The organism is Burkholderia sp. SJZ089, from assembly GCF_007828315.1.
GTDB classification, from domain to species: domain Bacteria; phylum Pseudomonadota; class Gammaproteobacteria; order Burkholderiales; family Burkholderiaceae; genus Burkholderia; species Burkholderia gladioli.
Genome location: NZ_VIUM01000014.1, coordinates 70,147 through 96,197, shown reverse-complemented (window position 1 = coordinate 96,197; position 26,051 = coordinate 70,147). Strand labels below are relative to the sequence as shown.

The 26,051-nt window shown below is 69.0% G+C and carries 31 protein-coding genes; 24 read left to right on the top strand and 7 right to left on the bottom strand.

The window, feature by feature from the left end:
* Positions 1-54: 54 nt before the first annotated feature.
* Both zwf and FB600_RS24715 read right to left on the bottom strand, forming a co-directional pair.
* Positions 55-1,530 (bottom strand): glucose-6-phosphate dehydrogenase, encoded by a 1,476-nt coding sequence (gene zwf, locus FB600_RS24720; protein WP_013698410.1) that lies wholly within the window; start codon positions 1,528-1,530, stop codon positions 55-57.
* A gap of 178 nt (positions 1,531-1,708) precedes the next feature.
* A complete protein-coding gene (locus FB600_RS24715) occupies positions 1,709-2,896 on the bottom strand; it encodes an N-acetylglucosamine-6-phosphate deacetylase (protein WP_046579812.1) in 1,188 nt (395 codons plus the stop codon).
* Between the two features lie 105 nt (positions 2,897-3,001).
* On the opposite strand from FB600_RS24715, the gene FB600_RS24710 reads away from it, so the two are divergent.
* Positions 3,002-3,865: a LysR family transcriptional regulator gene (locus FB600_RS24710; protein WP_036051113.1), complete on the top strand. Its 864-nt coding sequence runs from the start codon at positions 3,002-3,004 to the stop codon at positions 3,863-3,865.
* Positions 3,866-3,974: 109 nt separating this feature from the next.
* Here the strand turns inward: FB600_RS24710 and FB600_RS24705 are convergent, their stop codons facing one another.
* On the bottom strand, positions 3,975-4,553 hold the full coding sequence (locus FB600_RS24705; protein WP_013698407.1) for a helix-turn-helix domain-containing protein: 579 nt from the start codon (positions 4,551-4,553) through the stop codon (positions 3,975-3,977).
* Positions 4,554-4,689: 136 nt separating this feature from the next.
* Here FB600_RS24705 and FB600_RS24700 point away from each other — a divergent pair, with 136 nt between their 5' ends.
* From FB600_RS24700 to FB600_RS24670, 8 genes are all read left to right on the top strand, one after another.
* A complete protein-coding gene (locus tag FB600_RS24700; RefSeq protein WP_103691875.1) occupies positions 4,690-5,472 on the top strand; it encodes an aldolase in 783 nt (260 codons plus the stop codon).
* A gap of 65 nt (positions 5,473-5,537) precedes the next feature.
* The gene (locus FB600_RS24695; protein WP_145757508.1) at positions 5,538-6,428 is read left to right on the top strand and encodes a dihydrodipicolinate synthase family protein; all 891 of its coding nucleotides are present in this window, start codon (positions 5,538-5,540) and stop codon (positions 6,426-6,428) included.
* 151 nt (positions 6,429-6,579) lie between these two features.
* Entirely contained in the window at positions 6,580-7,158 is a 579-nt protein-coding gene (locus FB600_RS24690) for a TetR/AcrR family transcriptional regulator (RefSeq protein WP_046579803.1), read from the top strand.
* Positions 7,159-7,290: 132 nt separating this feature from the next.
* Positions 7,291-8,166, top strand: a complete 876-nt coding sequence (locus FB600_RS24685) for an SDR family NAD(P)-dependent oxidoreductase (RefSeq protein WP_046579801.1) — start codon at positions 7,291-7,293, stop codon at positions 8,164-8,166.
* Entirely contained in the window at positions 8,163-8,861 is a 699-nt protein-coding gene (locus FB600_RS24680) for an SDR family oxidoreductase (protein ID WP_261383456.1), read from the top strand. Before FB600_RS24685 ends, FB600_RS24680 begins: the two co-directional genes overlap by 4 nt.
* Complete coding sequence (locus tag FB600_RS37795; RefSeq protein ID WP_261383455.1) at positions 8,858-9,115, top strand: hypothetical protein; 258 nt, start codon at positions 8,858-8,860, stop codon at positions 9,113-9,115. Before FB600_RS24680 ends, FB600_RS37795 begins: the two co-directional genes overlap by 4 nt.
* An 85-nt stretch (positions 9,116-9,200) precedes the next feature.
* The gene (locus FB600_RS24675; protein ID WP_096748665.1) at positions 9,201-9,971 is read left to right on the top strand and encodes an SDR family NAD(P)-dependent oxidoreductase; all 771 of its coding nucleotides are present in this window, start codon (positions 9,201-9,203) and stop codon (positions 9,969-9,971) included.
* Positions 9,964-10,425 (top strand): MarR family winged helix-turn-helix transcriptional regulator, encoded by a 462-nt coding sequence (locus FB600_RS24670; protein ID WP_145757507.1) that lies wholly within the window; start codon positions 9,964-9,966, stop codon positions 10,423-10,425. Before FB600_RS24675 ends, FB600_RS24670 begins: the two co-directional genes overlap by 8 nt.
* 49 nt (positions 10,426-10,474) lie before the next feature.
* Here the strand turns inward: FB600_RS24670 and FB600_RS24665 are convergent, their stop codons facing one another.
* On the bottom strand, positions 10,475-10,918 hold the full coding sequence (locus tag FB600_RS24665) for a winged helix-turn-helix transcriptional regulator (protein ID WP_098153909.1): 444 nt from the start codon (positions 10,916-10,918) through the stop codon (positions 10,475-10,477).
* A gap of 54 nt (positions 10,919-10,972) precedes the next feature.
* Between FB600_RS24665 and FB600_RS24660 the strand changes: the two genes are divergently transcribed.
* On the top strand, positions 10,973-12,067 hold the full coding sequence (locus FB600_RS24660) for an SDR family oxidoreductase (RefSeq protein ID WP_315898334.1): 1,095 nt from the start codon (positions 10,973-10,975) through the stop codon (positions 12,065-12,067).
* 49 nt (positions 12,068-12,116) lie between these two features.
* On the opposite strand, the gene FB600_RS24655 is transcribed toward FB600_RS24660, so the two are convergent.
* Positions 12,117-12,701 (bottom strand): TetR/AcrR family transcriptional regulator, encoded by a 585-nt coding sequence (locus tag FB600_RS24655; RefSeq protein WP_098153911.1) that lies wholly within the window; start codon positions 12,699-12,701, stop codon positions 12,117-12,119.
* 129 nt (positions 12,702-12,830) lie between these two features.
* Between FB600_RS24655 and FB600_RS24650 the strand changes: the two genes are divergently transcribed.
* Positions 12,831-13,802 (top strand): SDR family NAD(P)-dependent oxidoreductase, encoded by a 972-nt coding sequence (locus FB600_RS24650; RefSeq protein ID WP_145757505.1) that lies wholly within the window; start codon positions 12,831-12,833, stop codon positions 13,800-13,802.
* A gap of 110 nt (positions 13,803-13,912) precedes the next feature.
* On the opposite strand, the gene FB600_RS24645 is transcribed toward FB600_RS24650, so the two are convergent.
* Positions 13,913-14,179 carry a hypothetical protein gene (locus tag FB600_RS24645; protein WP_145757504.1) on the bottom strand — a complete coding sequence of 89 codons (267 nt, stop codon included), beginning with the start codon at positions 14,177-14,179 and terminating at the stop codon, positions 13,913-13,915.
* Positions 14,180-14,268: 89 nt separating this feature from the next.
* Here FB600_RS24645 and FB600_RS24640 point away from each other — a divergent pair, with 89 nt between their 5' ends.
* From FB600_RS24640 to FB600_RS24630, 3 genes are all read left to right on the top strand, one after another.
* A complete protein-coding gene (locus tag FB600_RS24640; protein ID WP_145757503.1) occupies positions 14,269-14,748 on the top strand; it encodes a hypothetical protein in 480 nt (159 codons plus the stop codon).
* A gap of 215 nt (positions 14,749-14,963) precedes the next feature.
* Positions 14,964-15,470 carry a DUF1993 family protein gene (locus tag FB600_RS24635; RefSeq protein ID WP_013698396.1) on the top strand — a complete coding sequence of 169 codons (507 nt, stop codon included), beginning with the start codon at positions 14,964-14,966 and terminating at the stop codon, positions 15,468-15,470.
* A gap of 106 nt (positions 15,471-15,576) precedes the next feature.
* Positions 15,577-16,569: an aldo/keto reductase gene (locus tag FB600_RS24630; RefSeq protein ID WP_098181837.1), complete on the top strand. Its 993-nt coding sequence runs from the start codon at positions 15,577-15,579 to the stop codon at positions 16,567-16,569.
* A gap of 142 nt (positions 16,570-16,711) precedes the next feature.
* On the opposite strand, the gene FB600_RS37320 is transcribed toward FB600_RS24630, so the two are convergent.
* A complete protein-coding gene (locus FB600_RS37320; RefSeq protein WP_164465581.1) occupies positions 16,712-16,852 on the bottom strand; it encodes a hypothetical protein in 141 nt (46 codons plus the stop codon).
* 187 nt (positions 16,853-17,039) lie between these two features.
* Here FB600_RS37320 and FB600_RS24625 point away from each other — a divergent pair, with 187 nt between their 5' ends.
* The 10 genes from FB600_RS24625 to FB600_RS24580 all read left to right on the top strand — a co-directional run bounded on the left by FB600_RS24625 (position 17,040) and on the right by FB600_RS24580 (position 25,977).
* Positions 17,040-17,441, top strand: coding sequence for a DnaJ family domain-containing protein (locus FB600_RS24625; protein WP_017918589.1), 402 nt, complete (start codon positions 17,040-17,042; stop codon positions 17,439-17,441).
* Between the two features lie 107 nt (positions 17,442-17,548).
* Positions 17,549-18,094: a tRNA adenosine(34) deaminase TadA gene (gene tadA / locus FB600_RS24620; protein ID WP_233635190.1), complete on the top strand. Its 546-nt coding sequence runs from the start codon at positions 17,549-17,551 to the stop codon at positions 18,092-18,094.
* A gap of 57 nt (positions 18,095-18,151) precedes the next feature.
* Positions 18,152-19,090, top strand: a complete 939-nt coding sequence (ldcA, locus tag FB600_RS24615) for a muramoyltetrapeptide carboxypeptidase (RefSeq protein WP_145757502.1) — start codon at positions 18,152-18,154, stop codon at positions 19,088-19,090.
* Positions 19,091-19,411: 321 nt separating this feature from the next.
* A complete protein-coding gene (locus FB600_RS24610) occupies positions 19,412-20,107 on the top strand; it encodes a GntR family transcriptional regulator (RefSeq protein ID WP_145757501.1) in 696 nt (231 codons plus the stop codon).
* Positions 20,108-20,255: 148 nt separating this feature from the next.
* The gene (locus FB600_RS24605) at positions 20,256-21,731 is read left to right on the top strand and encodes an NCS1 family nucleobase:cation symporter-1 (protein WP_222432927.1); all 1,476 of its coding nucleotides are present in this window, start codon (positions 20,256-20,258) and stop codon (positions 21,729-21,731) included.
* A gap of 103 nt (positions 21,732-21,834) precedes the next feature.
* On the top strand, positions 21,835-22,662 hold the full coding sequence (locus FB600_RS24600) for an aspartate/glutamate racemase family protein (RefSeq protein ID WP_145757499.1): 828 nt from the start codon (positions 21,835-21,837) through the stop codon (positions 22,660-22,662).
* 215 nt (positions 22,663-22,877) lie between these two features.
* Positions 22,878-23,831 carry an allantoinase PuuE gene (gene puuE, locus FB600_RS24595; RefSeq protein ID WP_036040081.1) on the top strand — a complete coding sequence of 318 codons (954 nt, stop codon included), beginning with the start codon at positions 22,878-22,880 and terminating at the stop codon, positions 23,829-23,831.
* Complete coding sequence (uraD, locus tag FB600_RS24590; RefSeq protein WP_145757498.1) at positions 23,828-24,349, top strand: 2-oxo-4-hydroxy-4-carboxy-5-ureidoimidazoline decarboxylase; 522 nt, start codon at positions 23,828-23,830, stop codon at positions 24,347-24,349. The genes puuE and uraD overlap by 4 nt, the downstream gene beginning before the upstream one ends.
* Positions 24,350-24,454: 105 nt before the next feature.
* On the top strand, positions 24,455-25,468 hold the full coding sequence (gene alc / locus FB600_RS24585) for an allantoicase (RefSeq protein ID WP_096748678.1): 1,014 nt from the start codon (positions 24,455-24,457) through the stop codon (positions 25,466-25,468).
* Positions 25,465-25,977, top strand: coding sequence for an ureidoglycolate lyase (locus FB600_RS24580; protein WP_096748679.1), 513 nt, complete (start codon positions 25,465-25,467; stop codon positions 25,975-25,977). Before alc ends, FB600_RS24580 begins: the two co-directional genes overlap by 4 nt.
* Positions 25,978-26,051 lie beyond the last annotated feature (74 nt).

Below are 26,051 nucleotides of genomic sequence, written 5' to 3'. Positions count from 1 at the left end.
GGCTGGTCGATCGACGAAGCGGATCGGGCGGCGGCCTTCAGCGGCCGCCGATGCTCAGGCCTCCTCGGCCCAGGACATGTTGTCCCGCGCGAGCAGGGCCGACGAGGCGGCCGGCCCGTAGGTGCCCGCCGTGTAGAGGCGCGGCCGGTCGCCCGGCTGCTGCCAGCCATCGAGGATCGGCTCGATCCAGGCCCAGGCGGCTTCCAGCTCGTCGCGGCGCATGAAGTGCGTGAGGCGCCCGCGGATCACGTCGATCAGCAGGCGCTCGTAGGCTTCGGCGCGCCGTTCCGGGATCGCCTGCTGCAGGTCGAGGTTCAGGCTCACGGGCACCATGTTCATGCCGCTGCCCGGCTCCTTGGCCAGCATCTGCAACTGGATCGACTCTTCCGGCTGGAGCTGGATCACCAGGCGGTTGCTGTAGTGGCGCGGGCCGTCGGGGATGATCGAGAAGGGCAGGTCGGCGAACTCGATGACGATCTCCGACTGGCGCTTCTGCAGCCGCTTGCCGGTGCGCAGGAAGAACGGCACGTTGGCCCAGCGCCAGTTGTTGATGTAGGCGCGCAGCGCGACGAAGGTCTCGTTGCGGCTATCGGGCGGCACGTTGTCCTCCTCGAGGTAGCCCTTCACCGGTTGGCCGTCCACCGCGCCGGCCGCGTACTGGCCGCGCACCGTGTCGCGCGCGATGTCGGCCGGCGTCATCGGCCGCAGCGAGCGCAGCACCTTCAGCTTCTCGTCGCGCACCGCGTCCGGGTCCAGCGAGACCGGCGGCTCCATCGCGACGATGCACAGCAACTGCAGCAGGTGGTTCTGCACCATGTCGCGCAGCGCGCCGGTGTGGTCGTAGAAGCCGGCGCGGCTGCCCACGCCCACCGTCTCGGCCACCGTGATCTGCACGCTGCGGATGTACGGCGCTTGCCACAGCGGCCCGAAGATCGGGTTGCCGAAGCGCAGCACCATCAGGTTCTGCACCGTTTCCTTGCCGAGGTAGTGGTCGATCCGGTAGATCTGCGATTCCGAGAAATGGCGGCCGACGTCGTTGTTGATCGCCTGGGCCGAGGCCAGGTCGTGACCGAGCGGCTTCTCCAGCACCACGCGCGAGCTCTCGTTGAGCAGGTTCGCGTTCGAGAGGTTGTCGCAGATGGTGGTGAACAGCTCCGGCGAGGTCGACAGGTAGAACACGCGGATCGCCTCCTTGCGGGAGGCTTCGGCCAGGCGCTGGTAGTCGCCGGCCTCGTTGACGTCGATCAGCACGTACTGGAACAGGTCCAGGAAGCGGTCCCAGGCCTGCTGGTCGAAGGCCTTGCCGTCGATGAAGGGCCGCGATTGCTCCTCCATGAACTTGCGGTAGCCGTCGATGCCCCAGTCGCGTCGGCCGACCGCGATGATGCGCGTCTCGGCCGGCAGGTTGCGGTGCAGGTGCGCCATGTAGAGCGCGGGCAGCAGCTTGCGTGCTGCGAGGTCGCCGCCGCCGCCGAAGATGATCATGTCGACGGGTTGGTCTTGTGCGGGCTGGTTGTGCTGATTCGTCATGGGTGGTTCGCGGTCAAAGTCGATGAGCGTTGAACGAACGGCTGATGCACCGGTGCCGCGGTGCAGCGGAAAGTGCTAAGTGTGCACGGTTTTGGCGGGTTCCGTGCATTCGCGTTGCGCAATGGGGCAGCGCAAATGCCGAAACACGCCGTTCGGCGGCTTGTTGCGCGGCTGGCGGCTAAACATGCCCGGCTTCGGTGCAGGGCCGCGGGTCGGGTCGGTCGTCGGGCCTGCTTTCGGGCGGCTGTCGGCGCGAGGGTGCCGCGCGCTCCACCGTGCGCCCCTCGATGGTGACGGCCTCCACGCGCAGTTCCGGATCGAGGCGCACCGTGTCGGCCCAGGCGCCGGGCGCGAGCCGGCCGCGCTCGGGCAGGCCGAGGAAGTCGGCCGGAAAGCGCGAGACGCGGTCCGAGGCGTCGGCGATCGACAGCCCGAGCTTCACCAGGTTGCGCAGCGCGGCATCCAGGGTCAGCGTGCTGGCGGCCAGCCGGCCGTCGGCGAGCCGTGCGCCGGCCTGGCCCGGGCGCCGGAACACGCGCTGCGCGCCCAGCCGGTAGGCGCCGTCGGGCATGCCGGTGGCCGCGCAGGCGTCGCTCACGCAATAGAGCCTGGGGATCGCGCGCAGCGCCGCGCGCATCGCGCCGGCGTGAAGATGGGCGAGGTCGGGGATCATCTCGGCGTATTCGGCATGAGCAAGCGCCGCGCCCACCAGGCCCGGGGCGCGATGATGCAGCCCGCTCATGGCGTTGAACAGGTGGGCGAAGCCGCTCGCGCCGCATTGCAGCGCGGCCACGCCCTGCTCGTAGCTGCCGCTCGAATGGCCGAGCTGGACGCGGATGCCGCGCCGGACCAGCCGGCGGATCGTGTCGAGCTGCCCCTCCAGTTCGGGCGCGAGCGTCACCAGGCGCACGCTGGCGAGCGCGAGCAGCGTGTCGATCTCGCCGTCCCGTGCCCGGCGCGCATGCGGCGGCTGCGCGCCGAGCAGCCCGGGGTTGAGGAACGGGCCTTCGAGATGGACGCCGAGCAGGCGCGCGCAATGCGCCGGCCGCTCGCGGCGCTCGACGCGGCCGACCGCGGCGGTGGCCTCGCGCAGTTCGGCTTCCGGCGCCGTCATGGTGGTCGCCAGGAAGGTCGTGGTGCCGCTGGCCGCGAGCGAGGCGGCCACCTGTTGCGCGGCCTCGCCGCCGTCCATCAGGTCGACCCCGCCCGCGCCGTGCACGTGCAGGTCGACGAAACCCGGCAGCAGGTAGCCGTAGCCGGGCAGGGGCGTGCCGACCGGCCTGGCGCGGATCGCGGCGATCCGGCCGTCGGCGCCGGTTTCGAGCAGGCCGAAGGCCCAGCCGGAGGCGGTGAGGATATTGTTCATCGGGCGAGCGGCAAGCGGGGCGCGGAAGTGGAGGAGCGCTCATTACACGGCTTGCCGATCGATGCGTCCAATGACATTTACGGCGCACCGTGATACGTTTCGTGCATGGAAATCAACCTGCTCCGCGCCTTCCTGGCCCTGGTCGAGACACCGAATTTCGGCCGCGCCTCGTCGCTGCTGAACCTGTCCCAGCCGGCGCTGAGCCGCCAGCTCGGCAAGCTCGAGGCGCAGCTCGGCGGCAGCCTGTTCTCGCGCGGCCGGCACGGCGCGCAGCTGACCGAGCTGGGCCGCCTGTTCGCCCAGGAAGCGCGCCGGCTGGTGGAGCACGCCGATGCGGTGCTGGAGCGCGGGCGCCGCATCGCGGCCGGCGAGCTGGGCGAGTTGCGGATCGGCTTCGGTTCCTGGGCGATCGACCTGGTCGCCACCACCGTGCCGGCGTTTCGCGAGCGTTATCCCGAGGTGCGCGTGCAGGTGAGCGACCTGCCGTCGATCGAGCAGGCCAAAGCGCTCGCCGACGGCTCGCTCGACGTCGCCTTCATGCGCCTCACGCGGGACCGCCGGCTGCGCCAGCATCGGCTCGCCAGCGACTATCCCGCCTTCGTGCTGCCGCGGGATTTCCCGCTGGCCGATCGGGCGGTGTCGATGAAGAGCGTGGGCGAGCGGCCGCTGGTGCTGATCGCGCGCGATCGCGCGCCCGGTTTCCATGCGGCCGTGATGGCCTTGTACGAACATCACGGGATCCGGCCGAGGATCGTGCAGGAAGCCGGCGAGTTCCATGCGGTGCAGGCGCTGGTGGCCGCGGGGCAGGGCATCTCGCTGGTGCCGGCCTCGGTCGCGCGTTTCTCGATCGAGGGCGTGACCTTGCGCTACGTGCCGGCCAGCCGCCGCAAGTGGGAGCTCGGCATCGCGCACCGGCTCGGCGAGGTGCCGCTGCCGGCGCAGCGCTTCGTCGAGATGGTGCTGGGCTGAACGCGCCGCTCAGGCGGCCACGCGCGCCAGGTGCTCGCGCAGGCGCGCGATGTCCTCGTCCACGCGCGGCGCCTTGATCACGTCGAAGCAGGAGAAGGCCGGAGGCGGCTCAGTCGGCCGCGTGCTGCTCCGCGGCCGACAGTTCGTCGCCGCTGATCACCAGCAGCACCTGCGCTGTCCTCGCGCCCAGCGAGCGGATCCGATGCGGCACCTGCGCATTGAAATACACCGCGTCGCCGGTGCCGAGCGTGACCTTCTGCGAGGCGAAATCGATCTCGATCCTGCCGCTGTGCACGAACAGGAATTCCTCGCCCGCGTGCTCGCGGAACTCCGAGGACGAGAAATCATGCCGGGGCTGCAGCATGAAGGGCAGCAGGCGCTTGCGTCCCGCCTCGGCGGCGATCACCTCGTAGCCGGCCGAGGCGCCGTCCTCGCTGCCGCCGCCCACGCGGATCCGCTCGCCGGCGCGCACCACCGTGATCGCCTTCTCGTCCTCGTCGGACGCGAACAACTGGCCGACCTCCACATGCAGGGCGGTGGCCAGCTGCATCGCGACCGCCACCGAGGGCGTGCTCAGGCCGCGCTCGACCTTCGACAGGTAGCTCTTGGTCAGGCCGGCGCGCTCGGCCAGGTCCTGCAGGCTCAAACCAAGCTGCTTGCGCAACAACTTCAGGCGAATGGCGCCCACGCGTATCTCTCCAAAAAATCCGGCATCAAATGACACGGCGTGTCATATACTACCCGTCGTGTACTCGACGACTTGTCCTTGCTCTCGATCACCCGATGTCCGCCGCTGCCACGGCCGCTCAACCAGGAGAAACGGAATGCCTGAAACGCTGCACTTGTCGAAGTCCGAGTTGGTCGCCCGCTCGCACCGGCAACTCGATACCGCGCTGTCGTCGCGCGACTGGTCGCCTCGACAGAAACTGGCACTGACCTGCCGCATTCTATTTGATGGCGGCCACGATTCGGGGCTCGCGGGCCAGATCACCGCGCGCGCCGAGGATCGCGACACCTATTACACCCAGCCCTTCGGGCAGGGCTTCGACGAGATCACCGAGCAGAACCTGCTGCTGGTCGACCAGGACCTGAAGACGATCGGCGGCGAGGGCATCCCGAACCCGGCCAACCGCTTCCATACCTGGATCTATCGCGCGCGGCCCGATGTCAACTGCATCATCCACACCCATCCCGTGCACGTCTCGGCACTGTCGATGCTGGAGCTGCCGCTGGCGGTCTCGCACATGGACATGTGCCCGCTGCACGACGACTGCGCCTTCCTCGAGACCTGGCCCGGCGTGCCGGTCGGCAACGAGGAAGGCGAGATCATCTCGGCCGCGCTCGGCGACAAGCGCGCCGTGCTGCTGGCCCATCACGGCATGCTGGTGACCGGCAAGACCATCGAGGAGGCCTGCGTGCTGGCGCTGCTGATGGAGCGCGCGGCGCGCCTGCAGTTGCTGGCACAGGCCGCCGGGACGATCCGGCCGATTCCCGAGGCGCTGGCCAGGGAGGCGCACGACTGGATCACCACGCCCAAGCGCCATGCCGTCACCTTCGACTATTACGCGCGCCGCGCCCTGCGCGCGCATCGCGACTGCCTGGCCTGAGCCGAGACGCTGGATCGCATTTTTTCTCACTTCATTAGATAGCACTCCCAACGAGGAACCCGCAGATGGCATCGCAATTATTCAAGGGCATCATCGCGTACCCGGTCACGCCGTTCGACCGGCAGACCGGCGGCATCGACAGCGCCGCCTTGCGCGCCGGCATCGAGCGGCTGATCGCGGCCGGCGTGCACGCGATCGCGCCGCTCGGCAGCACCGGCGAAAGCGCCTATCTCGACGACGAGGAATGGGACCAGGCCGCCGAGGCCTCGATCGCCCAGGTGGCGCGGCGCGTGCCGGTGGTGGTCGGCATCTCCGACCTGACCACGCGCAACGCGGTGCGGCGCGCGCGCTTCGCCGAGCAGGCCGGCGCCGACGCGGTGATGGTGCTGCCGATCTCGTACTGGAAGCTCGGCGAGGCCGAGATCTTCCGTCACTACGCGAGCATCGCCGAGGCGATCGGCATTCCGGTGATGGTCTACAACAACCCGGCCACCAGCGGCATCGACATGCAGCCGGCCTTCATCGCGCGGCTGGTACGCGAGATCGGCAACGTGACGATGGTCAAGGAGAGCAGCGGCGACATCCAGCGCATGCATGCGCTGCGCCAGATCTCGGACGACACCATCCCGTTCTACAACGGCAGCAATCCGCTCGCGCTGGAGGCGTTCTGCGCCGGCGCGACGGGCTGGTGCACGGCCGCGCCGAACCTGATCCCGCAACTGACGCTGGCGCTCTACCCGGCCGTGCAGGCGGGGGAGCTCGCGCGGGCCCGCGAGCTGTTCTACCGTCAACTGCCGCTGCTCGACTTCATCCTGAAGGGAGGCCTGCCGACCACCATCAAGGCGGGGCTGCGCTTGCAGGGCTTCGAGGCGGGTGAGCCGCGCCTGCCGCTGCAACCGCTGGCGGACACGGGTGCGACGCAGCTTGGCGAACTGCTGGCGCGACTCGCCGCCTGACGTGGCCCGCACCGCGCTGGCCATCACGGCGAGCGCGGCGCCAGCGTATCCGGCTTGGTTGTTCCGATGAATGAAGGGGAGAATTTTCGCTTGCGCGTGAAAGTGCCGATCTCTATGATTGAGCAATCACTCATTCATAGGCGGCAAGGTTTTGGCACGTCCCCGCAGTCTCGACAAACACGAAGCGATCCTCGACGCCGCGGCGCGCGCGCTGGCCGAACATGGCGCGAGCGCCACCACGGCGCGTATCGCACGACTCGCCGGCGTGGCCGAGGGCACCGTGTTTACCTATTTCGAGAGCAAGGATGCGCTGCTCAATGCCTTGTACCTGCATTTGAAGGACCGGCTGCGCACCGCGATGATGGGCGAGTTCCCGTTCGAGGGCAGTGGCGAGCAACGTGCCAGGCATGCCTGGAACGCCTATGTGTCGTGGGGCGTTGCCGATCCCGATGGAAGGCGCGCGATGCGCCAGCTCGATATCAGCGGGCGCATCGAGGAGGCCAATCGCGTGGCCGGCGCGCAGGGCTTCTGCGCCGTGCGCGACATCTTCCGCGAGCAACTGGCGAACGCTGATGGGCTGCCGCAGGAACAGCGGCTCGCGTTCTGCGGCGCGCTGTTCTCGTCGATGGCGGAGACCACCATGGATTTCGTCGCCCAGGAGCCGGGACGGCACGAAGCCTATCGCGAGGCCGGGTTCCGGGCGGTCTGGGCGGCCTTGCAGGCGCATTGAGGGCAGCGGGGCGGCGCGCCGGATAGATGCGCCGCCGGTCACAGAATCTGGCGGGATACGGAGGTCGATCGAGCCTCGTATCCCGCTTATTAATGAGTGAGTAATCATTCATTTCATTGAAAGGAGTCGGGCATGTCGAAAGTCTGGTTGGTGACGGGTGCCGCGCGAGGGCTTGGGCGCGCGGTTTCGGAAGCGGTGCTGGCAGCGGGGGACCGGCTGGTGGCCGGAGCGCGCGATCCCTCGCGGCTCGCGGATCTGCAGCGCCGGCATGGCGATCGTCTGCTGCCGGTCGAGCTCGACGTGACCGACGAGGCCGCCGCCGCGCGGGCGGTCGAGCTTGCGCGCAGCGCCTTCGGCCGCCTCGACGTGCTGGTCAACAACGCCGGCTATGGACACACCGCGCCGTTCGAGCAGATGGCGCCGGCCGATTTCCGCGACCAGGTCGAGACCAATCTGTTCGGCGTCGTCAATCTGACGCGCGCGGCCCTGCCGGTGATGCGTGCGCAGCGCGCGGGCCACGTCTTCCAGGTGTCGTCGGTCGGCGGGCGCAGCTCGACGGCCGGCCTGTCCGCCTACCAGGCCGCCAAGTGGGCGGTGGGCGGCTTCAGCGACGTGCTGGGCAAGGAAGTCGCGCCGTTCGGCGTGCGCGTGTGCACGCTCGAACCGGGCGGCATGCGTACCGACTGGGCCGCGCAGGCCAGGCAGGGTATCGACGGCCTGCTGCCCGACTACGCGCCCTCGGTGGGCCAGGTGCTGTCCCTGCTCGACGCCTACGCGGGGCACGAGGTCGGCGATCCGGCGCGGATCGCGGCGCTGATCGTCGAGCTATCGCGGCGCGAGGATGTACCGGCGCGCCTGCTGCTCGGCGGCGATGCGCTGTATGTCGCCGAGCAGGCCGAGGCGGAGCGCGCCGAGGAGGCCGCGCGCTGGCGCGCGACCACGCTGTCCACGCAATTCGACGACGCGAAGCTGCCCGAAGGGCTCGACGCGCTGCGGAGGCGGCAATGAGCTGGCGCGTTTCCGACATCCCCGACCAGCGCGGCCGCTTTGCGCTGGTGACGGGCGCGACCGGCGGGATCGGCCTGGAAACCGCGTTGGCCCTGGCCGGCGCGGGTGCTCGCGTGTTGCTGGCAGGGCGTGACGATGCGAAGGGCGCCGAGGCCTTGCACAGGATTCGCGCCGCGCATCCGCGCGCCGAGGTCGAATACCGGCGCGTGGATCTCGCCAGTCTCGATCAGGTCCGCCGCTTTGCCGAGCCGTTCGAATCCGGCGACGCGGCGATCGACCTGCTGATCGACAATGCCGGCGTGATGACGCCGCCGACGCGGCACACCACGGCGGACGGTTTCGAGCTGCAGTTCGGCACCAACTACCTTTCCCATTTCGCGCTGAGCGCGCGGCTGCTGCCGGCCTTGCGCCGTGCCGCGGCACCGCGCGTGGTGGTGGTCGGCAGCCTCGCGCATCGCCTGCGCGCGGCGATCCACTTCGACGACCTGCAATGGACGCGCCGCTATGATCCTTGGCAGGCCTATGCGCAGTCGAAGCTGGCGATGCAGTTGTTCGCCTTCGAGTTGCAGCGGCGCAGCGAAGCGCGAGGCTGGGGGCTGACGGTCACCTCGGCGCATCCCGGTTTCGCGCGCACCGGTCTGCAAAGCGCCGGGCCGAACCTGGGCGGGGTGCGTCGCGCGGTGATCGCGCGGTGATCGCGCGGGCGCTGATGGCCGGCGTGCGGCCCTTGATCTCGCATTCGGCCGCCGGCGGCGCCTTGCCCACCCTGTTCGCGGCGACCTCGCCCGATGCGCGGCCCGGCGCGTATTACGGACCACGGCATGTGTTCGAGCTGCGCGGGCCGGTCGGGCCGGCCAGGATCGGCGCGGCCGCGCTCGATCGCGAGGTGGCGGCGAGGCTGTGGGCCGAGTCGGAGCGCCTGACCGGTGTGAGCTGGCCGCCGGCGTGATCGTCGAGCCCCGGATTTTGAGTTGACGTGACAACCTGGTGTTTCTATATTTCAGGTTGTCGTATCAACCTGAAGGGGGAGCATCATGTCGATTGATATCGAAGCGGCCTGTGTCCTGATCACCGGTGGCGGCTCCGGCATCGGTCTCGGTCTTGCGCGGCGCTTTCTCGAAGGCGGCGCGCGCGTCACGATCACCGGCCGCGATCGCGCCCGTCTCGAACGCGTGGCGGCCGACCATCCGGGGCTGGATTTCGTGGCCAGCGACATCGCCGATCCTTGCGCGCGAGAGGCGCTTGCCGAGCAAGTGCGCGAGTCGATGCCCGCGCTGAACGTGCTGATCAACAACGCCGGCATCCAGCGCCGGATAGGCCTGGCCGAGGACGACGCGCCCTGGGCGCAGCGCCAGGCCGAGATCGACACGCTGCTGTCGGGCCCGATCCACCTGAACCATCTGCTGCTGCCCTTGCTGTTGAGCGAGCGCCGTGCCGCGACGATCGTCAACCTCAGCTCGGGCGGTGCCTACGTGCCGCAACCGTTCGCGCCTGTCTACAGCGCCAGCAAGGCCGCCTTGCACAGCTACACGATGAACCTGCGCTTCGCCTTGCGGCACACCGCCTGCTCGGTGGTCGAGCTGATTCCGCCTGCCGTGCGCACCTCGCTGGCGGGCGAGGGCGCCGTGCATGGCGTGGATCTCGAGGTCTACTGCGATGCCGTGTTCGCTGCCCTGGTGGCGGGAGACGCCGACGAGATCGGTTACGGCCCGACCGCGAGCGCCGCGTTCGAGGCGGCGAAAGCCGGCTATCGTGCGATGTTCGACACCATGGCGGGGCGTTTTCCCGTGAAGCACTATGAGTAAGAAAACGACGGCACGCCTGCAGGCGGACGAACTGGCGGTCTGGAGCGCGGTGAAGCATCTGAGCGAACAGGCGCTGGCGTGCGTGGGCGCCGAGATCGAGCGCGAGACGGGCTTGTCGGGCGCCGACTTCGGCATCCTGTCGCGGCTCGAGGACCTCGGCGGCGGCGAACTCGCGCAACGCGATCTCGCCCTCTCGCTGGGCTGGCACAAGAGCCGGCTCTCGCATCAGCTCACGCGCATGGAGGCGCGGGAACTGGTGGTCCGCCGGCAGGCCGACGAGGCGCGCGGCGTGCTGGTGCTCATCACCGTGGAAGGGCGCGAGCGGATCGCGGCGGCGCGGCCCGTGCATGCGGGCGCGGTGCGCCGCCATCTGCTCGATCATCTCGATGCGCATGAACGGGCCGTGATCGTCGCCGTGGCGGCGCGGCTGGCGGGCGAGGGCGGGGAGGCGTGATGCCGACGGTAGGGAGGTCCGCGTTTTTCCTCCGGCAGAGGCGCCCCGTCTAATCCCGCCGCGCTTTCTTCTCCCGTGTCGCCGCGTTCTTGCGTGGCGCTCTCGGTTCGGCGCCGCGCGCCAGCAGCGCGTCGCCATGGATCTCGGCCCAGTCGCGCAGCGAGCGGAACACGGGCAGCAAGGCCAGCGAGGCGGCGGTCAACGCGTATTCCACGCGCGGCGGCACCTCGGCGTGGACGGTGCGCGTCAGCAGCCCGTTGGCTTCGAGGTCGCGCAACTGCACCGTCAGCATGTGCTGGGTGATGCCGGGCAGGGCGCGGCGCAGATCGCCGAAGCGCAGCTTGCCGTCGAGCAGCGCGCAGAGAATGCCGATCTTCCACTTGCCGGCCACCGCTTCGATGCTGGCCTGGAAACGCGCGATGGTCCGGGCCTGCGGTACGCAGGTATCCGGGCAATCCGTGCCTTCCAGCCGCTCAATGGTCTGGTTTTCCATACTCGGTATCTTGAAACATCGTACTTGCGGGAATTCGCCCGACATCGAGAATGGATGCTAGCAGCTCGCGTACTTCATGTATCGCGGCATCGAAACGGGACCACAGGGAGCGTGATGAATCGGGTGCTGGTGACAGGCGGATCGGGATTTCTGGGCGCGCACGCGATCGTGCAGTTGTTGCGCGAGGGATATCGGGTAAGGGCGACGATTCGGGATCCTGATCGAGCCTCGATGGTGAGGGCGATGATCGCGGCGGGCGGCGCGCAAACCGACGAAGGGCTGGAATTCGCCGTCACGGATCTGATGCGCGACGAGGGTTGGGCCGAGGCGATGCGCGAGTGCGAATACGTGCTGCACATCGCCTCGCCGTTCCCGGGCGGCCCACCGCGCGACGAGGACGAGCTGGTCCGGCCCGCTCGCGACGGCAGCCTGCGTGTGCTGCGCGCCGCGCGCGAGGCCGGCGTGAAGCGCGTGGTGCTGACCTCCTCGTTCGCGGCGATCGGCTACGGGCACGGCACGCGCGAGGCCATTTACACCGAACGCGACTGGACCGACCTGGCCGGCCTCGACGTCACGCCCTACATCCGCTCGAAGACGCTGGCCGAGCGCGCGGCCTGGGATTTCATCGAGACCGAGGGCGGGGCGCTGGAGCTGGCGGTGGTGAATCCCGTGGGGATCTTCGGCCCGGTGCTGGGCGCGGATTATTCGAGTTCGATCGGCTTGCTGAAGGCGCTGCTCGATGGCGCGATGCCGGCGGTGCCGAGGCTGGCGTTCGGCGTGGTCGACGTGCGCGATGCCGCCGACCTGCATCTGCGGGCGATGCGCGATCCGCGGGCGAATGGGCAACGCTTCATCGCGGTATCGGAGCCGGTGCTGAGCCTGCACGAGGTGGCCGGGATCCTGCGGCGCCGGCTCGGCGCGGCCGCGGGCAGGGTGCCGCGACATCGTCTGCCGGATCTCGCGGTGCGCGCGCTCGGCGTGGTGTCTCCCGCGATGCGGGCCATGGCGCCGCAACTCGGTGTCGTGCGTCGCGCCAGCGGCGACAAGGCGCGTGAATGGCTGGGCTGGACACCTCGTCCGGCGCAGGAGGCGCTGGTGGCGAGCGCGGAAAGCCTGATCCGCTTCGATCTGTTGAAGCGTCGAGCTTGAACCACGAGTCGCGATGGGGCGCGCGATCGACACCGACCACGCAACCGATTCAGCGCACGCGAATTCCCGCCATGATGATGTCCACCAATTGGCGCGCCGATTTCTCCCAGCCCGGCTCGCTAGACACGGTGCCCACGCCGGCGATGGCGCGCAGCACATCGATCGGCGCCAGCCCGAGGCGGATCTCGCCGCTCGCCGTGGCGCGGTCGACGAGATCCTGCAGCGCCCCGAGGATGCAGGTGGCCGAATCCGCGTAAAGCGCGCCGACGCCGCCCATCACCGAGTTCAGCACCTCGGCCATGCCGTGCTTGGTCGCCATGTAGTCGATGAACAGCAGCAGCCACTGGCGTAGCGCCTCGGCCGGCGCGTACGTGTCGGCCAGCCGCGTGGCGGCCTCGGCCATCTGCGTCGTCTCGTTGCGATAGAGGCCCGAGATCAAGGCGTCGCGCGTCGGGAAGTGGCGGTACAGCGTGCCGATCCCGACCCCGGCCGTGCGGGCGATCTCGTCGAGGCTCGCGCTCGAGCCCTTGGCCGCGAACACGGTCTTGGCCGCCTCGATCAGCCGCTGGCGATTGCGTTCGCCGTCGGCGCGCGGCTTGCGGGCCGGCGCGCCGTTTTCCTTGTCCTGGGTCACCCTCGAAAATTCCCGTTGATAAGCGGAGATATCCTCCGTATATTTATGCGGAGGATCGATCCGCTTATTTTACGCGACGCGGGTGCCGGCGCCGGCACCTGGGCGTCGACACGATCAGGAGCTCTGCAGATGTCCCAAGTATTCGGAGAATTCAGCACCACCGACGACGTGCTGGCCGGCGTCGACCTGGGCGGCAAGCGCGCCCTCGTGACCGGCGTGTCGGCCGGGCTGGGCGTGGAAACCGCGCGTGCGCTGGTCGCGCATGGCGCGCAGGTGGTGGGCGCCGCGCGCGACCTGGCCAAGGCGCGCTCGGCCACCGAGGTGGTGCGCGCGGCCGTGGCCGGCAACGGCGACGGTTTCGAGCTGCTCGAACTCGACCTGGCCTCGCTGGCCAGCGTGCGTGCCGCGGCCGACGCGCTGCTCGTCGACGGCCGGCCGTTCGACCTCGTGATCGCCAACGCGGGCGTGATGGCTTCGCCCTTCGGGCATACCGCCGATGGTTTCGAGACCCAGTTCGGCACCAACCACCTCGGCCACTTCGTCTTCATCAACCGCATCGCGTCCTTGCTGGCGCCGGGCGCGCGCGTGGTCAACGTGGCCTCATCGGGGCACCGCATGGCGCCGTTCTCGCTCGACGACCTCGGCTTCGAGCGCACGCCCTACGATCCCTGGGTGGCCTATGCACGCTCGAAGACGGCCAATATCCTGTTCGCCGTCGAGTTCGATCGCCGCCACAAGGCGCGCGGCGTGCGCGCGGTGGCGATCCATCCGGGCGGCATCATGACGGAACTGGCGCGCCATCTGCCGGACGACGCGCTCGAGGGCATGCTCACCCAGATCAATGCCGACCTGGCCGCGCAAGGCCAGCCGCCGTTCCGCTTCAAGACCGTGCCGCAGGGCGCGGCCACCTCGGTCTGGGCCGGCGTGGTGGCCCCGGCCGACGAGGTGGGCGGGCGCTACGCCGAGAACTGCGGCTTGTCGAGCGTGACCGATGCCGAGCTCAATCCGGCGGCGCCCGGCGTGCGCGCTTACGCGCTCGACCCGGAGCTCGCCAAGGCGCTTTGGGAGAAGAGCGAGCAGATGGTGGGCGAGCGCTTCTGAGCGGGATGGGCGGTGCGATTCGGCAAATATACGAGCGCAGACAAAACGAACGTCTTGCTCTTATAGTCTGCGCCGGCAGATATCGGTCGCACCGCCCTTGATGCCAGCGATCAGGACTCCGATGCGCTGGCCAAGCCAGTGTCGCGGATGACGATCGCGATGCTGGCCGGCAAGCGGCACGCGATTCCGTTCGGCGACGCGGGCCGGGGCTCGCCGGCCATGATGGCGTTTTTCCTGGCATCGGAGGTGCCGATATGAAACTCTTGCTGACGGGGGCGACCGGCTTTGCCGGCGGCCAGGTGCTGCGCCAGGCCCTCGACGATCCGACCATCGAGTCGGTCACCGTCTTGACGCGGCGCGCGCTCGGCCTCGAGCACCCGAAGCTCAGGCAGGTGCTGCGCGACGATTTCCTCGATTATTCGATCTCGACCTGGCCGGTTTCGGCGCCTGCGTCTGGTGCCTGGGCGTGTCGCAATCGCAGGTGCGCCAGGATGCCTATGTGCGCATCACGCACGACTACGCGCTGGCCGCGGCGCGCGCGCTGTTCGCCGCGAATCCGGCACTGCGCTTCTGTTTCCTGAGCGGGCGCGGCGCCGATCCGGAAGAACGGCAACGCGCGCTGTACCGGCGCATCAAGGGGCGCACCGAACGCGCGCTGGGCGCCCTGGCCGGGAAGGTCTACGTGTTTCGTCCGGCCTATATCCGGCCGACCGCGATCAGCGGGCCGCGCCAGGACATCGGGCGCTGGCTCGCGCCGATCGGCACCGTCATCTCGTGGTTCGGGCCCGGGCTCAGCGTCGATTGCGAGCAGCTCGCCGCTTGCCTGCTCGACGTCGCCAAGTATGGCGCGCGCGAGACGCTGTTCGAGAATCTGGCGATCCGCAACTGGGGCACGCCGCAGGCAAACGAAGCCCGGCCCGGTGCAGCCGGCGGCCAGCGGAACTGAGCCGCCTGCCCTGGCGGTCGCGATCGGCATCCGGCGCCAGCGTCCTGGCCGGCGCCGCCATCATTGCGCCTGATGTGCCCGGCGCTCGTCCCGCCTCCTGATTGCCTCGCTTTCCCGCACCAATCGCGACGCTCCAGCAGCGATTCCGGAACCGCATTATGCTGGCGGGCGAACGCCGCGGAGCCGGCGGATCCATCCCATCTCCAGGAGCCCTCATGTCCGTTTCCCTGTATGACATCTCGATCCCCGTGCTGGTGCGCGGCCTGCGCACGCTGTCGAAGCTGCTCGACAAGGGCGAGGCCCATGCGCGCGAGCAGGGCCTCGATCCCGCGGCACTGATCGGCGCGCGCCTGTTCGAGGACATGCTGCCGCTGAGCAGCCAGGTTCAGCTCGCCAGCGACGCCGCCAAGGGCTGCGTGGCGCGCCTGGCCGGCATCGAGATTCCCTCGTTCCCGGACAACGAGCAGAGCTTCGCCGAACTGCAGGAGCGCATCGCCAAGACCATCGCCTTCGCCGAATCGGTCGACGTGGCGAAGTTCGAGGGCAGCGAGACGCGCACCGTGAGCCTGCCGCTGCGCAGCGGCCCGATCGAGTTCACGGGCCTGGGCTACGTGACCAACTTCGCGTTGCCGAACTTCTATTTCCACGTGACCACGGCCTACGACATCATGCGTCACAAGGGTGTGCCGCTCAGCAAGCTGCACTATCTGAACCTGCGCTGAGCCCGTCGGCGCGAGGGCGGCGCGGGCGCGGCATGTCCCGCCTGCGTCGCCCGAGGCGCGGCATGAACGGCCGGACGCGTCCCCTACACCTCGATCAGGAAGATCCATGCTGAATACCCGCAAGCTGGGCCGCCAAGGCCTCGAAGTCTCGATGATCGGCCTGGGCTGCATGGGCATGAGCCAGTCCTACGGCAAGCCCGACGACGCCGAATCGATCGCCACCCTGCATCGCGCGATTGAGCTGGGCTGCACCTTCCTCGACACCGCCGAGGTCTATGGGCCCTACAGCAACGAGGAACTGCTCGGCCGGGCGCTGCAGGGACGGCGCGAGGCGGTGACGATCGCCACCAAGTTCGGCTTCCGGATCGGCGCGGACGGCCGCCCGGCCGGCACCGACAGCCGGCCCGAACATATCCGCGAGGTGGTCGAGGCCTCGCTCAAGCGGCTGCGCACCGACCGCATCGACCTGCTCTACCAGCATCGCGTCGATCCGGCCGTGCCGGTCGAGGAGATGGCCGGCGCGGTGGGCGAGCTGATCGCCGCCGGCAAGGTGCGCTATTTCGGCATGTCCGAGGCTGGCGAGGAGGCGATCCGGCGCGCCCACGCGGTGCAGCCCGTCTCGGCGCTGCAAAGCGAATACTCGATCTGGGAGCGCAACCTGGAAGGCACGGTGCTGCCGGTACTGCGCGAGCTCGGCATCGGCCTGGTGCCGTTCAGCCCGCTCGGCCGCGGCTTCCTGACGGGGCAGGTGAAGTCGCGCGCCGAGATCGGCGAGGGCGACTATCGCGCCACCAACGATCCGCGTTTCCAGGGCGACAACTTCGACGCCAACCTGCGCATCGCCGAGGCCGTCCAGGCGATCGCGGCCGCGCGCGGCGTGAGCGCGGCCCAGGTGGCGCTGGCCTGGGTGCTGCGCGCCGGCGACGACGTCGTGCCGATTCCGGGTACCAAGCGCCGCCGCTATCTGGAAGACAATCTCGGCGCGGCGACGCTGGTGCTCGGCGACGAGGAGCTGGCGCGACTCGACGCGGTGCTGGCCGAGATCGGCGTGGCCGGCGAGCGTTACCTGCCGGCCGGGCTGGCGCTGGTCAATCGCTGACGCCGAGCAGGCCGCGTGCCGCCTGCCGGTACGCGATCACGCCGAAAACGCGCCGGCCGGGCAGATCGCGGGGCCGGAACGAGCCGAATGCGGGCTCGGAGCGGAGCGGGAGCGCGGCACGAGCAAGGCGCGAAAACCCGGCTCAAAAACGGACCGTGGTCCCGCAGGCGCCGCCGGCCCAGCCATTGGTGCCGGCCCCGCTGCAGAACACGCCGCAGCCGCCCAGGCCGAGCAGCAGCGCGGCGGCGGCCAGCCATCGCAGTCCTATCCTGACGGTGTGCATCCTGGTGATCCTTCCCTCGAAATCGAATGGAGAAACCGGCGCCCGGCAAGGGCCACCGGACGATCCGATCGAGCATAACGGTTTTCCTCGATACGCGATTTCGATAGTCGAGCATTTGCTCCAGAGGGCTGGCGCTTGCCCAATCCCCTGTTAGAATCGCGAGGCCGCTTTGCCTTGAATTGCTCGAATGAGACTGCTTGATGCCCTGGTCGAACAACGTATCGCTGCCGCTGCCGCGCGCGGGGAGTTCGACGAAATCCCGGTCACCGACGCCCCGCCGGAGCTGGACGACGATTTGCGCGTCCCGGCCGAAGTGCGGATCGCCAACCGGATCCTGAAGACTGCGGGGTTCGTGCCGCCCGCGGTCGAGCAGTTGCGGGCCCTGTGCAACCTGCAGGACGAAATGCGCGCGGTCAGCGACCGCGCGACACGTTGCCGCTTGCAAGCCAAGATGCTTGCGCTCGACATGGCCCTCGAATCGCTGCGCGGCGGCCCGCTGGTCGTGCCGCGCGAATACTGCCGCCGCATTGCCGAACGCCTGTCCGAGCGCGTGCTCGACGATGGCGCCGGCGAAGCGGGAACCGCGTGAACCTGCCTGCCTCCGCCGATCTCCCCGATCCGTCCGATTTGCCCGACTCGTCCGTTTCCGACGCCGCGCCGCACCCCGATCCGGCCGCCGAGCGCGACCGGCGCTATATGCGCATGGCGCTCGCCGCGGCCGAAGCGGCGCGCGCGGCCGGCGAGGTGCCGGTCGGCGCCGTGATCGTGCGCGGCGACGAGGTGATCGCGCGCGGCTTCAATCATCCGATCGGCGGACACGATCCGTCCGCGCATGCCGAGATGGCGGCCCTGCGCGCGGCCGCCCAGGCGCTCGGCAACTATCGCCTGCCCGGCTGCGAACTGTATGTGACGCTCGAGCCCTGCCTGATGTGCTCCGGCGCGATCATGCATGCGCGGATCGCGCGCGTGGTCTATGGCGCGCCGGACCCGAAGACGGGCGCCTGCGGCGGCGTGGTCGACGCCTTCGCCAATCCGCAATTGAACCACCACACCAGCGTGACGGGCGGCGTGCTCGCCGAGGAATGCGGCGATGCGCTGCGCAGCTTCTTCGCCGAGCGCCGTCGCGCGGCCCGCGAAGCGCGGCGCGCGGCGAATGCCGCCGCGGCGCTGCCCGAAGGCGGCGACGAGGCGGCTGGGCCGGGCACCGCGCCGGATTCCGACGACCTGCCGCCCGCGAACTGAACCAGTCGCCGTGACGCGGTTCTAATCGGGCTGACCCCCATTACCGATACGCGACCGATGGCCCATTCCACACTCAAGCCGCGCAGCATCCGCCTGCTCGGCCCTTCCGGCTACCCGCACGATCCCGACGCGATCCGCCGCGCGCTCGAGCGCTTCGGCGCGCAGGGGCACCAGGTGCAGAACGTCGAGGCGACCGAGCGCCGCCACCTGCGCTTCGCCGGCAGCGACGCCGAGCGCGCGGCCGACCTGAACCGCCTGGCCGATCCCTCGCAGCCGCTGCCCGACATCGGCCTGGCGGTGCGCGGCGGCTACGGTGCCGCGCGGATCCTGCCGCATCTCGACTACCGCGGGCTCGAACGCCTGCGCGACCAGCCGATCGCGCTGTGCGGCCACAGCGACTTCACCGCGATCCAGCTCGCGCTGCTCGCCAGGTCGGGCGTCAAGAGTTTCGGCGGGCCGATGCTGTCGGCCGACTTCGGCGCCGAGACGCCGAGCGAATTCACCATGACGCAGTTCTGGTCGACGCTCTCCCAGCGCACGACCACGATCATCTCCGAGGTGCCGCAGCAGCAGGACGCGAACGTCTCGGGCACGCTCTGGGGCGGCAACCTGGCGATCCTGGCCTCGCTGGCCGGCACGCCCTACATGCCGCGCGTCGAGGGCGGCATCCTGTTCATCGAGGACGTCAACGAACAGCCGTTCCGCATCGAGCGGATGATCTACACGCTGCATTTCGCGGGCTTGCTGGCCGGCCAGCAGGCGCTGGTGCTCGGCCAGTTCACCGGCGCGCGCGCCTTCGACTACGACAACGGCTACGACATGCAGGCCGTGATCGAGCAGGTGCGCGAGGTGGTGGGCATTCCGGTGATCACGGGGCTGCAGTTCGGCCACGTGCCCGACATGGTGAGCCTGCCGGTGGGCGGCCAGGCGCAACTGGTCGCCAACGAGCACGGCTTCCGGCTGACCGTCTCCGACTATCCGACGCTGGGCGGATAGGGCGGCGGCGCCGGATTCGATCGGCACGAGGCGGGCAACCGCCTTTTTTTGTGCCTTGATATGCAACTAACGGTCGAATAATTTGGTCGCTGCCAAATTTGGCGTGCCCAATTCAGGCGCATTATTGTTGACAAAAAATTAGGGCTGCCGAGACTGAAAGTGTTGATCGATCTGGTGCTATCCCGCGTCGGTACGCGATTTGGTGCCATGTGCACCGAAAGCAAGCATGTCGATGAGCGAGAATTGTGCAAAATCGGCAGGATGGATTGTTGACAATATTTATGTCCGCCCTAGGATGCTGAACATAACGAGATGGCAAACATGACGAAGAAGGAAAGCGTGGCGTCGATGACGACGCCGGAAGCGATCGCGGAACGGATCCGCACGGCGATCCTCGAGCATCGGCTCGCGCCGGGCGCGAAGCTGACCGAGGCGCAGCTCTGCGAGGTGTTCGGCGTCAAGCGCGGGCCGATCCGGCAGGCGCTGGCGCTGCTCGCCACCGACCGGCTGGTCGACCTGGAGCCGAACCGCGGCGCCTTCGTGGCCAGCCCGACGCTGCAGGACGTGCACGAGGTGTTCGAGCTGCGGCGGATCATCGAGCTGGCGGTGGTGGAGCGGTTGGCGACGGGACCGGGCGCGAAGCGCCTGAAGGGCGTCGCCGCGATGATCGAGCGCGAGCGCGAGGCCTTCGAGCGGCGCGATTTCGCCGCCTGGATCCGGCTCTCGGGCGAGTTCCACGTGGCGCTCGCCGGGCTGACCGGCAACACCACGCTGTGCGACTGCCTGAACGGGCTGGTGGCGCGCTCGACGCTGATGTCGGCGCTGTATGAATCGCACGGTCGCAATGCCTGCTCGTTCGACGACCACGTCGAGATCGTCGCCGCACTCGAGGCGGGCGACGCGGCGAAGGCGGCGCGGCTGATGGCGCATCACCTGCAGCACGTGGAATTGAGAATGCTCGACCGGCCCGCGCAGGGCACGGTGGATTTGCGCGACGTGTTCGGCGGCGCGGGCTGAGCCCCGCGCGCCGCGCCCGCGCCGATGGACTGACGGAATGCTGATGGCAGCCCCCTGGCTGCCACACGCGGGCGTGGCCTGACCTCGATGTCCGGCCGCGATTTCAATGACGATCGCGCGGCTCGACCGCGGCAGGCAAGGAGATGTCATGGCTCAGTTCACCATCGCGCCAGGAAGCAGCCCGTATCACGAGGACGGAACCGACGGCGGCGAGCCCGCCGTGCCGGCCGGCTACAGCGAACGTCTCTACAACGAGGATCTCGCGCCGCTCGCGCGGCAGGGCTGGGGCGCCTACAACATCTTCGCGTTCTGGATGTCGGACGTGCATTCGGTGGGCGGCTACGTGTTCGCCGGCAGCCTGTTCGCGCTGGGCCTGACGAGCTGGCAGGTGCTGGTGTCGCTGATCGTGGGCATCGGCATCGTCAACGTGCTCTGCAACCTGATCGCGAAACCGAGCCAGCAGCTCGGCGTGCCGTATCCGGTGGCCTGCCGCGCCACCTTCGGCGTGCTCGGCGCGAACGTGCCGGCGGTGATCCGCGGCCTGATCGCGGTGGCCTGGTACGGCATCCAGACCTACCTGGCCTCCAGCGCGCTGGTGATCGTGGTGCTCAAGTTCGTGCCGCAGTGGATGCCCTACGCGGACGTCCATCATTACGGCTTGCTCGGCCTCTCGGCGCTCGGCTGGGCCGGCTTCATGCTGCTCTGGGTGCTGCAGGCGCTGGTGTTCTGGAACGGCATGGAGACCATCAAGAAGTTCATCGACTTCGCGGGGCCGGCCGTCTACGTGGTGATGTTCGTGCTGGCCGGCTACATGGTCTGGCGCGCGGGCTGGCGCAACATCGGCCTGAACCTGGGCGGCGTGCGCTACCACGGCGCCGAGGCGCTGCCGGTGATGATCACGGCGATCGCGCTGGTGGTGTCCTACTTCTCCGGGCCGATGCTGAACTTCGGCGACTTCTCCCGCTACTGCGGCAGCTATCGCGCCGTCAGGCGCGGCAACTTCTGGGGCCTGCCGGTCAACTTCCTGGCCTTCTCGCTGGTGACCGTGATCACCACCGCCGCCACGCTGCCGGTGTTCGGAGAACTGATCACCGACCCGGTGGCCACGGTGGGCCGCATCGATCATCCGACCGCGGTGATCCTCGGCGCGCTGACCTTCACGATCGCCACCATCGGCATCAACATCGTCGCGAACTTCGTGTCGCCGGCCTTCGACTTCTCGAACGTGGCGCCGCGCCTGATCAGCTGGCGCGCCGGCGGCATGCTGGCGGCGGTCGCCTCGATCTTCATCACGCCCTGGAACCTGTTTAACAACCCGGCGGTGATCCACTACACGCTCGACATCCTCGGCAGTTTCATCGGGCCGCTCTATGGCGTGCTGATCGTCGACTTCTACCTGGTCAAGCGCGGCGCGCTCAAGCGCGACGATCTCTACACGCTGGCGGAGACGGGGGCCTACTGGTATCGCGGCGGCGTGAACCGGCGCGCGGTGTACTCGCTGCTGCCGGCCGCGGTGATCGCGATCGCCTGCGTGATGGTACCGGCGCTCTCGGGGCTGGCGAATTTCTCGTGGTTCGTCGGTGCGCTGCTGGCCGGCCTGACCTATCGCATCGTGGCGAAATGAGCACCGGCCCGCGCCGGCTGGGGGCGCGGGCAAGCAGGACCAGCAGGACCAGCAGGACCAGCACTACGAGCACGACAAGCAGGACCAGCAATCAGGAGACGACATGAAGATCAAGCTCATCAACCCGAACACCACGCAGCGCATGACCGAGGCGATGGGGCGCTGCGCGCGCGAGGTGGCCAACGCGGGCACGGCCGTGGTGGCGGTCAGCCCGACCATGGGGCCGCCCTCGATCGAGAGTCATTACGATGACGCGCTCGCGGTGCCGGGGCTGCTGGCCGAGATCGCGGCCGGCGAACGCGATGGCTTCGACGGCTACGTGATCGCCTGCTTCGGCGATCCGGGCCTGTACGCGGCGCGCGAGATCGCGCGCGGGCCGGTGATCGGCATCGCCGAGGCCGCGATGCACGCGGCCAGCGTGCTGGCGCCGGGCTTCTCGGTGGTGACCACGCTCTCGCGCACGCGCGGCCTGGCCTGGCACCTGGCCGAGCGCTACGGCATGCAGCGCTTCTGCCGCAACGTGCGCGCCACCGACGTGGCCGTGCTCGAACTCGACCGGCCTGGCTCCTCGGCGCGCCGCCTGATCGTCGAGGAGTGCCGCCGCGCGCTCGACGAGGACGGCGCCGAGGCGATCGTGCTCGGCTGCGCCGGCATGGCGGAGTTCGCGCACGAGGTGGAGCAGACGATCGGCGCCCCGGTGGTGGAGGGCGTGACGGCCGCGCTCAAGTGGGTCGAGGCGCTGGTTGCGCTGCGGCTGGCCACGGCCAAGCGCGGCGAGTACGCGCGTCCGATCGAGAAGCGCTACGACGGCGAATTCGCGCGTTTTGGCCCCGATGCCGAGGGCCTGCCGGCCGGGGTTCCAGGCGCGGCCGGCAGCGCCGCGAGCGGCCACGCGGCCGCCCCGCGCGGCGCGGCCGCCACCACGGCCTAGCGCATGCGGCGAGCGCACATACACCGGACGTGACCCGCACTATCCGTTTGGCTGTATGGGCGCTCCCAGGCCTTTTCGCTACACTGGCCCAACCCTCGCATCGGCGCGCCGCGCCGCCTGATCCGCCGCTGATTCATCGCCTGATCCGCCGCCGATTTGCTGCCGGTTCGCCGATGCGAGCACCCTCAAACCCGGGTCTTCATTCGCATCCAACCATGTCACATGATTCCCACTATCCGCGCGACCTGATCGGCTATGGCCGGCACCCGGTGCAGGCCAACTGGCCGGGCCGCGCGCGCGTCGCCGTGCAATTCGTGCTCAATTACGAGGAAGGCGGCGAGAACTGCGTGCTGCACGGCGATGCCGGCTCCGAGCAGTTCCTCTCCGAGATCGTCGGCGCGGCTTCCTACCCGGCGCGCCACATGAGCATGGAGTCGATCTACGAATACGGCTCGCGCGCCGGCGTCTGGCGCATCCTGCGCGAGTTCGAGAAGCGCGGCCTGCCGCTCACGGTGTTCGGCGTGGGCATGGCGATCGAGCGGCACCCGGAGCTGGGGCGCGCCTTCGTCGAACTCGGCCACGAGATCGCCTGCCACGGCTGGCGCTGGATCCACTACCAGGACATGTCGCCCGAGCGCGAGGCCGAGCACATGCGGCTCGGCATGGAGGCGATCGAGCGCGTCACGGGCGTGCGCCCGCTGGGCTGGTATACCGGGCGCGACAGCCCGAACACGCATCGCCTGGTGGCCGAATACGGCGGTTTCCTGTACGACTCCGATCACTACGGCGACGACCTGCCGTTCTGGATGGAGGTGCCCGTCACGGGCGGGGCGAGCCGGCCGCAACTGATCGTGCCGTACACGCTCGACACCAACGACATGCGCTTCGCGACGCCGCAGGGTTTCAATACGGCCGATCACTTCTTCCATTACCTGCGCGACGCCTTCGACGTGCTCTACGAAGAGGGCGACGAGGCACCGAAGATGATGTCGATCGGCATGCATTGCCGGCTGCTCGGGCGACCGGGGCGGTTCCGAGCGCTGCAGCGCTTCCTCGATCACATCGAGCAGCACGACCGCGTCTGGGTCACGCGCCGCGTCGATATCGCGCGCCACTGGCGCGAGCATCATCCGTATTCCACCACCAACCGAGGCAACGAGGCGGCATGAAGGCGATGCAATACACCTTGGCAGAACTGAACGAAATGGCGGAGGACGCGTTCGTCGCCGCCTTGTCGGGAATCTTCGAACATTCGCCCTGGGTGGCCGAGGCGGCGGCGGCGGGGCGCCCCTATGCCAGCATCGCGGCGCTGCACGCGGCGATGTCGGGCGTGGTCGACGCAGCCGGCGGCGAGCGCCAGCTCGCGCTGGTCAATGCCCACCCGGAGCTGGCCGGCAAGGCGGCGGTACGCGGCGAGTTGACGGCCGAGTCGACGCGCGAGCAGAGCGGCGCGGGGCTCGACCAGTGCAGCCAGGCCGAGTTCGACAAGCTGCAGTCGCTCAATCGCGTCTATCGCGAGAAATTCGGGTTCCCCTTCATCCTGGCCGTGCGCGGCTATGACCGTCACGGCATCATCGCGAACTTCGAATCCCGTGTGGCGAACACGCGCGAGCAGGAGCTGCGCGCGAGCCTCGACCAGATCGCCCGGATCGCGCGGTTCCGGCTCGACGACCTGATCGACGCCTGAGTTTCGACCCGCGTCGCACGGCTCGGGCCGCGCGCCGCGGCGCTCCAGTCGCGCCCGTTTCGGCGGGTGCCGCTCTTTTCACGAACTTCCCATAAGGACCTCATCATGGCCATTCCGCTGCTCGATCCCAATGCTCCCGAATTCACGCGTCGCTACGTGAACCTGGCCGATCCGCGTCTGGGGGCGCAGGCACTCGAGGCGAGCGACGACTTCTTCGCGCCGAAGGAGCGGATGCTGAACCCGGAGCCGGCCGTGTTCATCCCGGGCAAGTACGACGATCACGGCAAGTGGATGGACGGCTGGGAGACGCGCCGCAAGCGCACCACCGGCTACGACTGGTGCCTGGTGAAGCTGGCGCGCCCCGGCGTGATCAAGGGGCTCGACCTCGACACCAGCCATTTCACCGGCAACTTCCCGCCGGCCGCCTCGGTGCAAGCCTGCTACCTGCCCGACGGCACGCCGAACCAGAGCACGCACTGGGTCGAGATCGTGCCGTCCACCACGCTGCAGGGCAATAGCCACCATTACGTGGCGGTCGACGACAGCACGCCCTACACGCACCTGCGCTTGAACATCTATCCGGACGGCGGGATCGCGAGGCTGCGCGTCTATGGACAGCCGAAGCTCGATTGGGAAGGCGCGAGCCGCAGCGAGCTGTTTGACCTGGCCGCGATGGAGAACGGCGGCCACGTGATTGCCGCCAACAACCAGCACTTCGGGCTGGCCTCGTCCATCCTGCTGCCGGGCCGCGGCGTGAACATGGGCGACGGCTGGGAGACGCGGCGCCGGCGCGAGCCGGGCAACGACTGGGCGATCATCGCGCTGGCACGCCCGGGCGTGATCCGCAAGGTCGAGGTCGACACCGCGCACTTCAAGGGCAACTATCCCGATCGTTGCTCGATCCAGGCGGCCCACGTGACGGGCGGCACCGACAGCTCGCTGGTCACGCAGGCGATGTTCTGGCCGGTCCTGCTCGGCGAGCAGAAGCTGCAGATGGACAAGCAGCATTATTTCGAATCGGAACTGGCCGCGCTCGGCCCCGTCACGCACGTGCGCCTGAACATCATCCCGGACGGCGGCGTCTCGCGTCTGCGCATCTGGGGCACGCTCGGCCAATGAAGACGCTGACCATCGAAGCGCTGACGCGCGCGGCGTTCGCGCCCTTCGGCGACGTGATCGAGACCGAGGGCGCCAGGCAGATCCCGATCAATCTCGGCACCACGATCCGCTTCCACGATCTCGCCCGGGTGGATGTCGCCGAGCAGGGCGGCCACACGCTGGTCAACCTGTTTCGCGGCCAGCCGCGCGAGCTGCCCTTCGAGGTGAAGATGCTCGAACGGCACCCGCTCGGCAGCCAGGCCTTCCTGCCCTTGTCGGAGCGGCCTTACCTGGTGGTGGTCGCGCCGGCCGGCGAACTCGATCCGGTGCAGATTCGTGCCTTCGTCTCGAATGGCTGGCAGGGCGTGAACTACGCGAAGGGCGTCTGGCACCATCCGCTGATCGCGCTGGGCGAGGTCAGCGATTTCGTGGTGGTCGATCGAGGCGGGGAAGGCTCGAACCTGAACGAGCAGATGCTCGAGGAATCGCTGTGGCTGACCGAGGAGGCGCTGCATCACGTCGCTGCCTGAGCATGGCGAGGGTGGGCGAGCGAGCCTGGGAGAAACGCGGTAGCACCAAGCAGCGCAAAGGCCTTGCGGACCGA

What these genes read in the sequence shown, in the direction of transcription:
- zwf (WP_013698410.1), bottom strand. Translation starts at nt 1,530, where the DNA reads ATGACGAATCAGCACAACCAGCCCGCACAAGACCAACCCGTCGACATG.
- FB600_RS24715 (WP_046579812.1), bottom strand. Translation starts at nt 2,896, where the DNA reads ATGAACAATATCCTCACCGCCTCCGGCTGGGCCTTCGGCCTGCTCGAA.
- FB600_RS24710 (WP_036051113.1), top strand. Translation starts at nt 3,002, where the DNA reads ATGGAAATCAACCTGCTCCGCGCCTTCCTGGCCCTGGTCGAGACACCG.
- FB600_RS24700 (WP_103691875.1), top strand. Translation starts at nt 4,690, where the DNA reads ATGCCTGAAACGCTGCACTTGTCGAAGTCCGAGTTGGTCGCCCGCTCG.
- FB600_RS24695 (WP_145757508.1), top strand. Translation starts at nt 5,538, where the DNA reads ATGGCATCGCAATTATTCAAGGGCATCATCGCGTACCCGGTCACGCCG.
- FB600_RS24685 (WP_046579801.1), top strand. Translation starts at nt 7,291, where the DNA reads ATGTCGAAAGTCTGGTTGGTGACGGGTGCCGCGCGAGGGCTTGGGCGC.
- FB600_RS24680 (WP_261383456.1), top strand. Translation starts at nt 8,163, where the DNA reads ATGAGCTGGCGCGTTTCCGACATCCCCGACCAGCGCGGCCGCTTTGCG.
- FB600_RS24675 (WP_096748665.1), top strand. Translation starts at nt 9,201, where the DNA reads ATGTCGATTGATATCGAAGCGGCCTGTGTCCTGATCACCGGTGGCGGC.
- FB600_RS24670 (WP_145757507.1), top strand. Translation starts at nt 9,964, where the DNA reads ATGAGTAAGAAAACGACGGCACGCCTGCAGGCGGACGAACTGGCGGTC.
- FB600_RS24665 (WP_098153909.1), bottom strand. Translation starts at nt 10,918, where the DNA reads ATGGAAAACCAGACCATTGAGCGGCTGGAAGGCACGGATTGCCCGGAT.
- FB600_RS24660 (WP_315898334.1), top strand. Translation starts at nt 10,973, where the DNA reads ATGCTAGCAGCTCGCGTACTTCATGTATCGCGGCATCGAAACGGGACC.
- FB600_RS24650 (WP_145757505.1), top strand. Translation starts at nt 12,831, where the DNA reads ATGTCCCAAGTATTCGGAGAATTCAGCACCACCGACGACGTGCTGGCC.
- FB600_RS24635 (WP_013698396.1), top strand. Translation starts at nt 14,964, where the DNA reads ATGTCCGTTTCCCTGTATGACATCTCGATCCCCGTGCTGGTGCGCGGC.
- FB600_RS24630 (WP_098181837.1), top strand. Translation starts at nt 15,577, where the DNA reads ATGCTGAATACCCGCAAGCTGGGCCGCCAAGGCCTCGAAGTCTCGATG.
- FB600_RS37320 (WP_164465581.1), bottom strand. Translation starts at nt 16,852, where the DNA reads ATGCACACCGTCAGGATAGGACTGCGATGGCTGGCCGCCGCCGCGCTG.
- FB600_RS24625 (WP_017918589.1), top strand. Translation starts at nt 17,040, where the DNA reads ATGAGACTGCTTGATGCCCTGGTCGAACAACGTATCGCTGCCGCTGCC.
- tadA (WP_233635190.1), top strand. Translation starts at nt 17,549, where the DNA reads ATGCGCATGGCGCTCGCCGCGGCCGAAGCGGCGCGCGCGGCCGGCGAG.
- ldcA (WP_145757502.1), top strand. Translation starts at nt 18,152, where the DNA reads ATGGCCCATTCCACACTCAAGCCGCGCAGCATCCGCCTGCTCGGCCCT.
- FB600_RS24610 (WP_145757501.1), top strand. Translation starts at nt 19,412, where the DNA reads ATGACGAAGAAGGAAAGCGTGGCGTCGATGACGACGCCGGAAGCGATC.
- FB600_RS24605 (WP_222432927.1), top strand. Translation starts at nt 20,256, where the DNA reads ATGGCTCAGTTCACCATCGCGCCAGGAAGCAGCCCGTATCACGAGGAC.
- FB600_RS24600 (WP_145757499.1), top strand. Translation starts at nt 21,835, where the DNA reads ATGAAGATCAAGCTCATCAACCCGAACACCACGCAGCGCATGACCGAG.
- puuE (WP_036040081.1), top strand. Translation starts at nt 22,878, where the DNA reads ATGTCACATGATTCCCACTATCCGCGCGACCTGATCGGCTATGGCCGG.
- uraD (WP_145757498.1), top strand. Translation starts at nt 23,828, where the DNA reads ATGAAGGCGATGCAATACACCTTGGCAGAACTGAACGAAATGGCGGAG.
- alc (WP_096748678.1), top strand. Translation starts at nt 24,455, where the DNA reads ATGGCCATTCCGCTGCTCGATCCCAATGCTCCCGAATTCACGCGTCGC.
- FB600_RS24580 (WP_096748679.1), top strand. Translation starts at nt 25,465, where the DNA reads ATGAAGACGCTGACCATCGAAGCGCTGACGCGCGCGGCGTTCGCGCCC.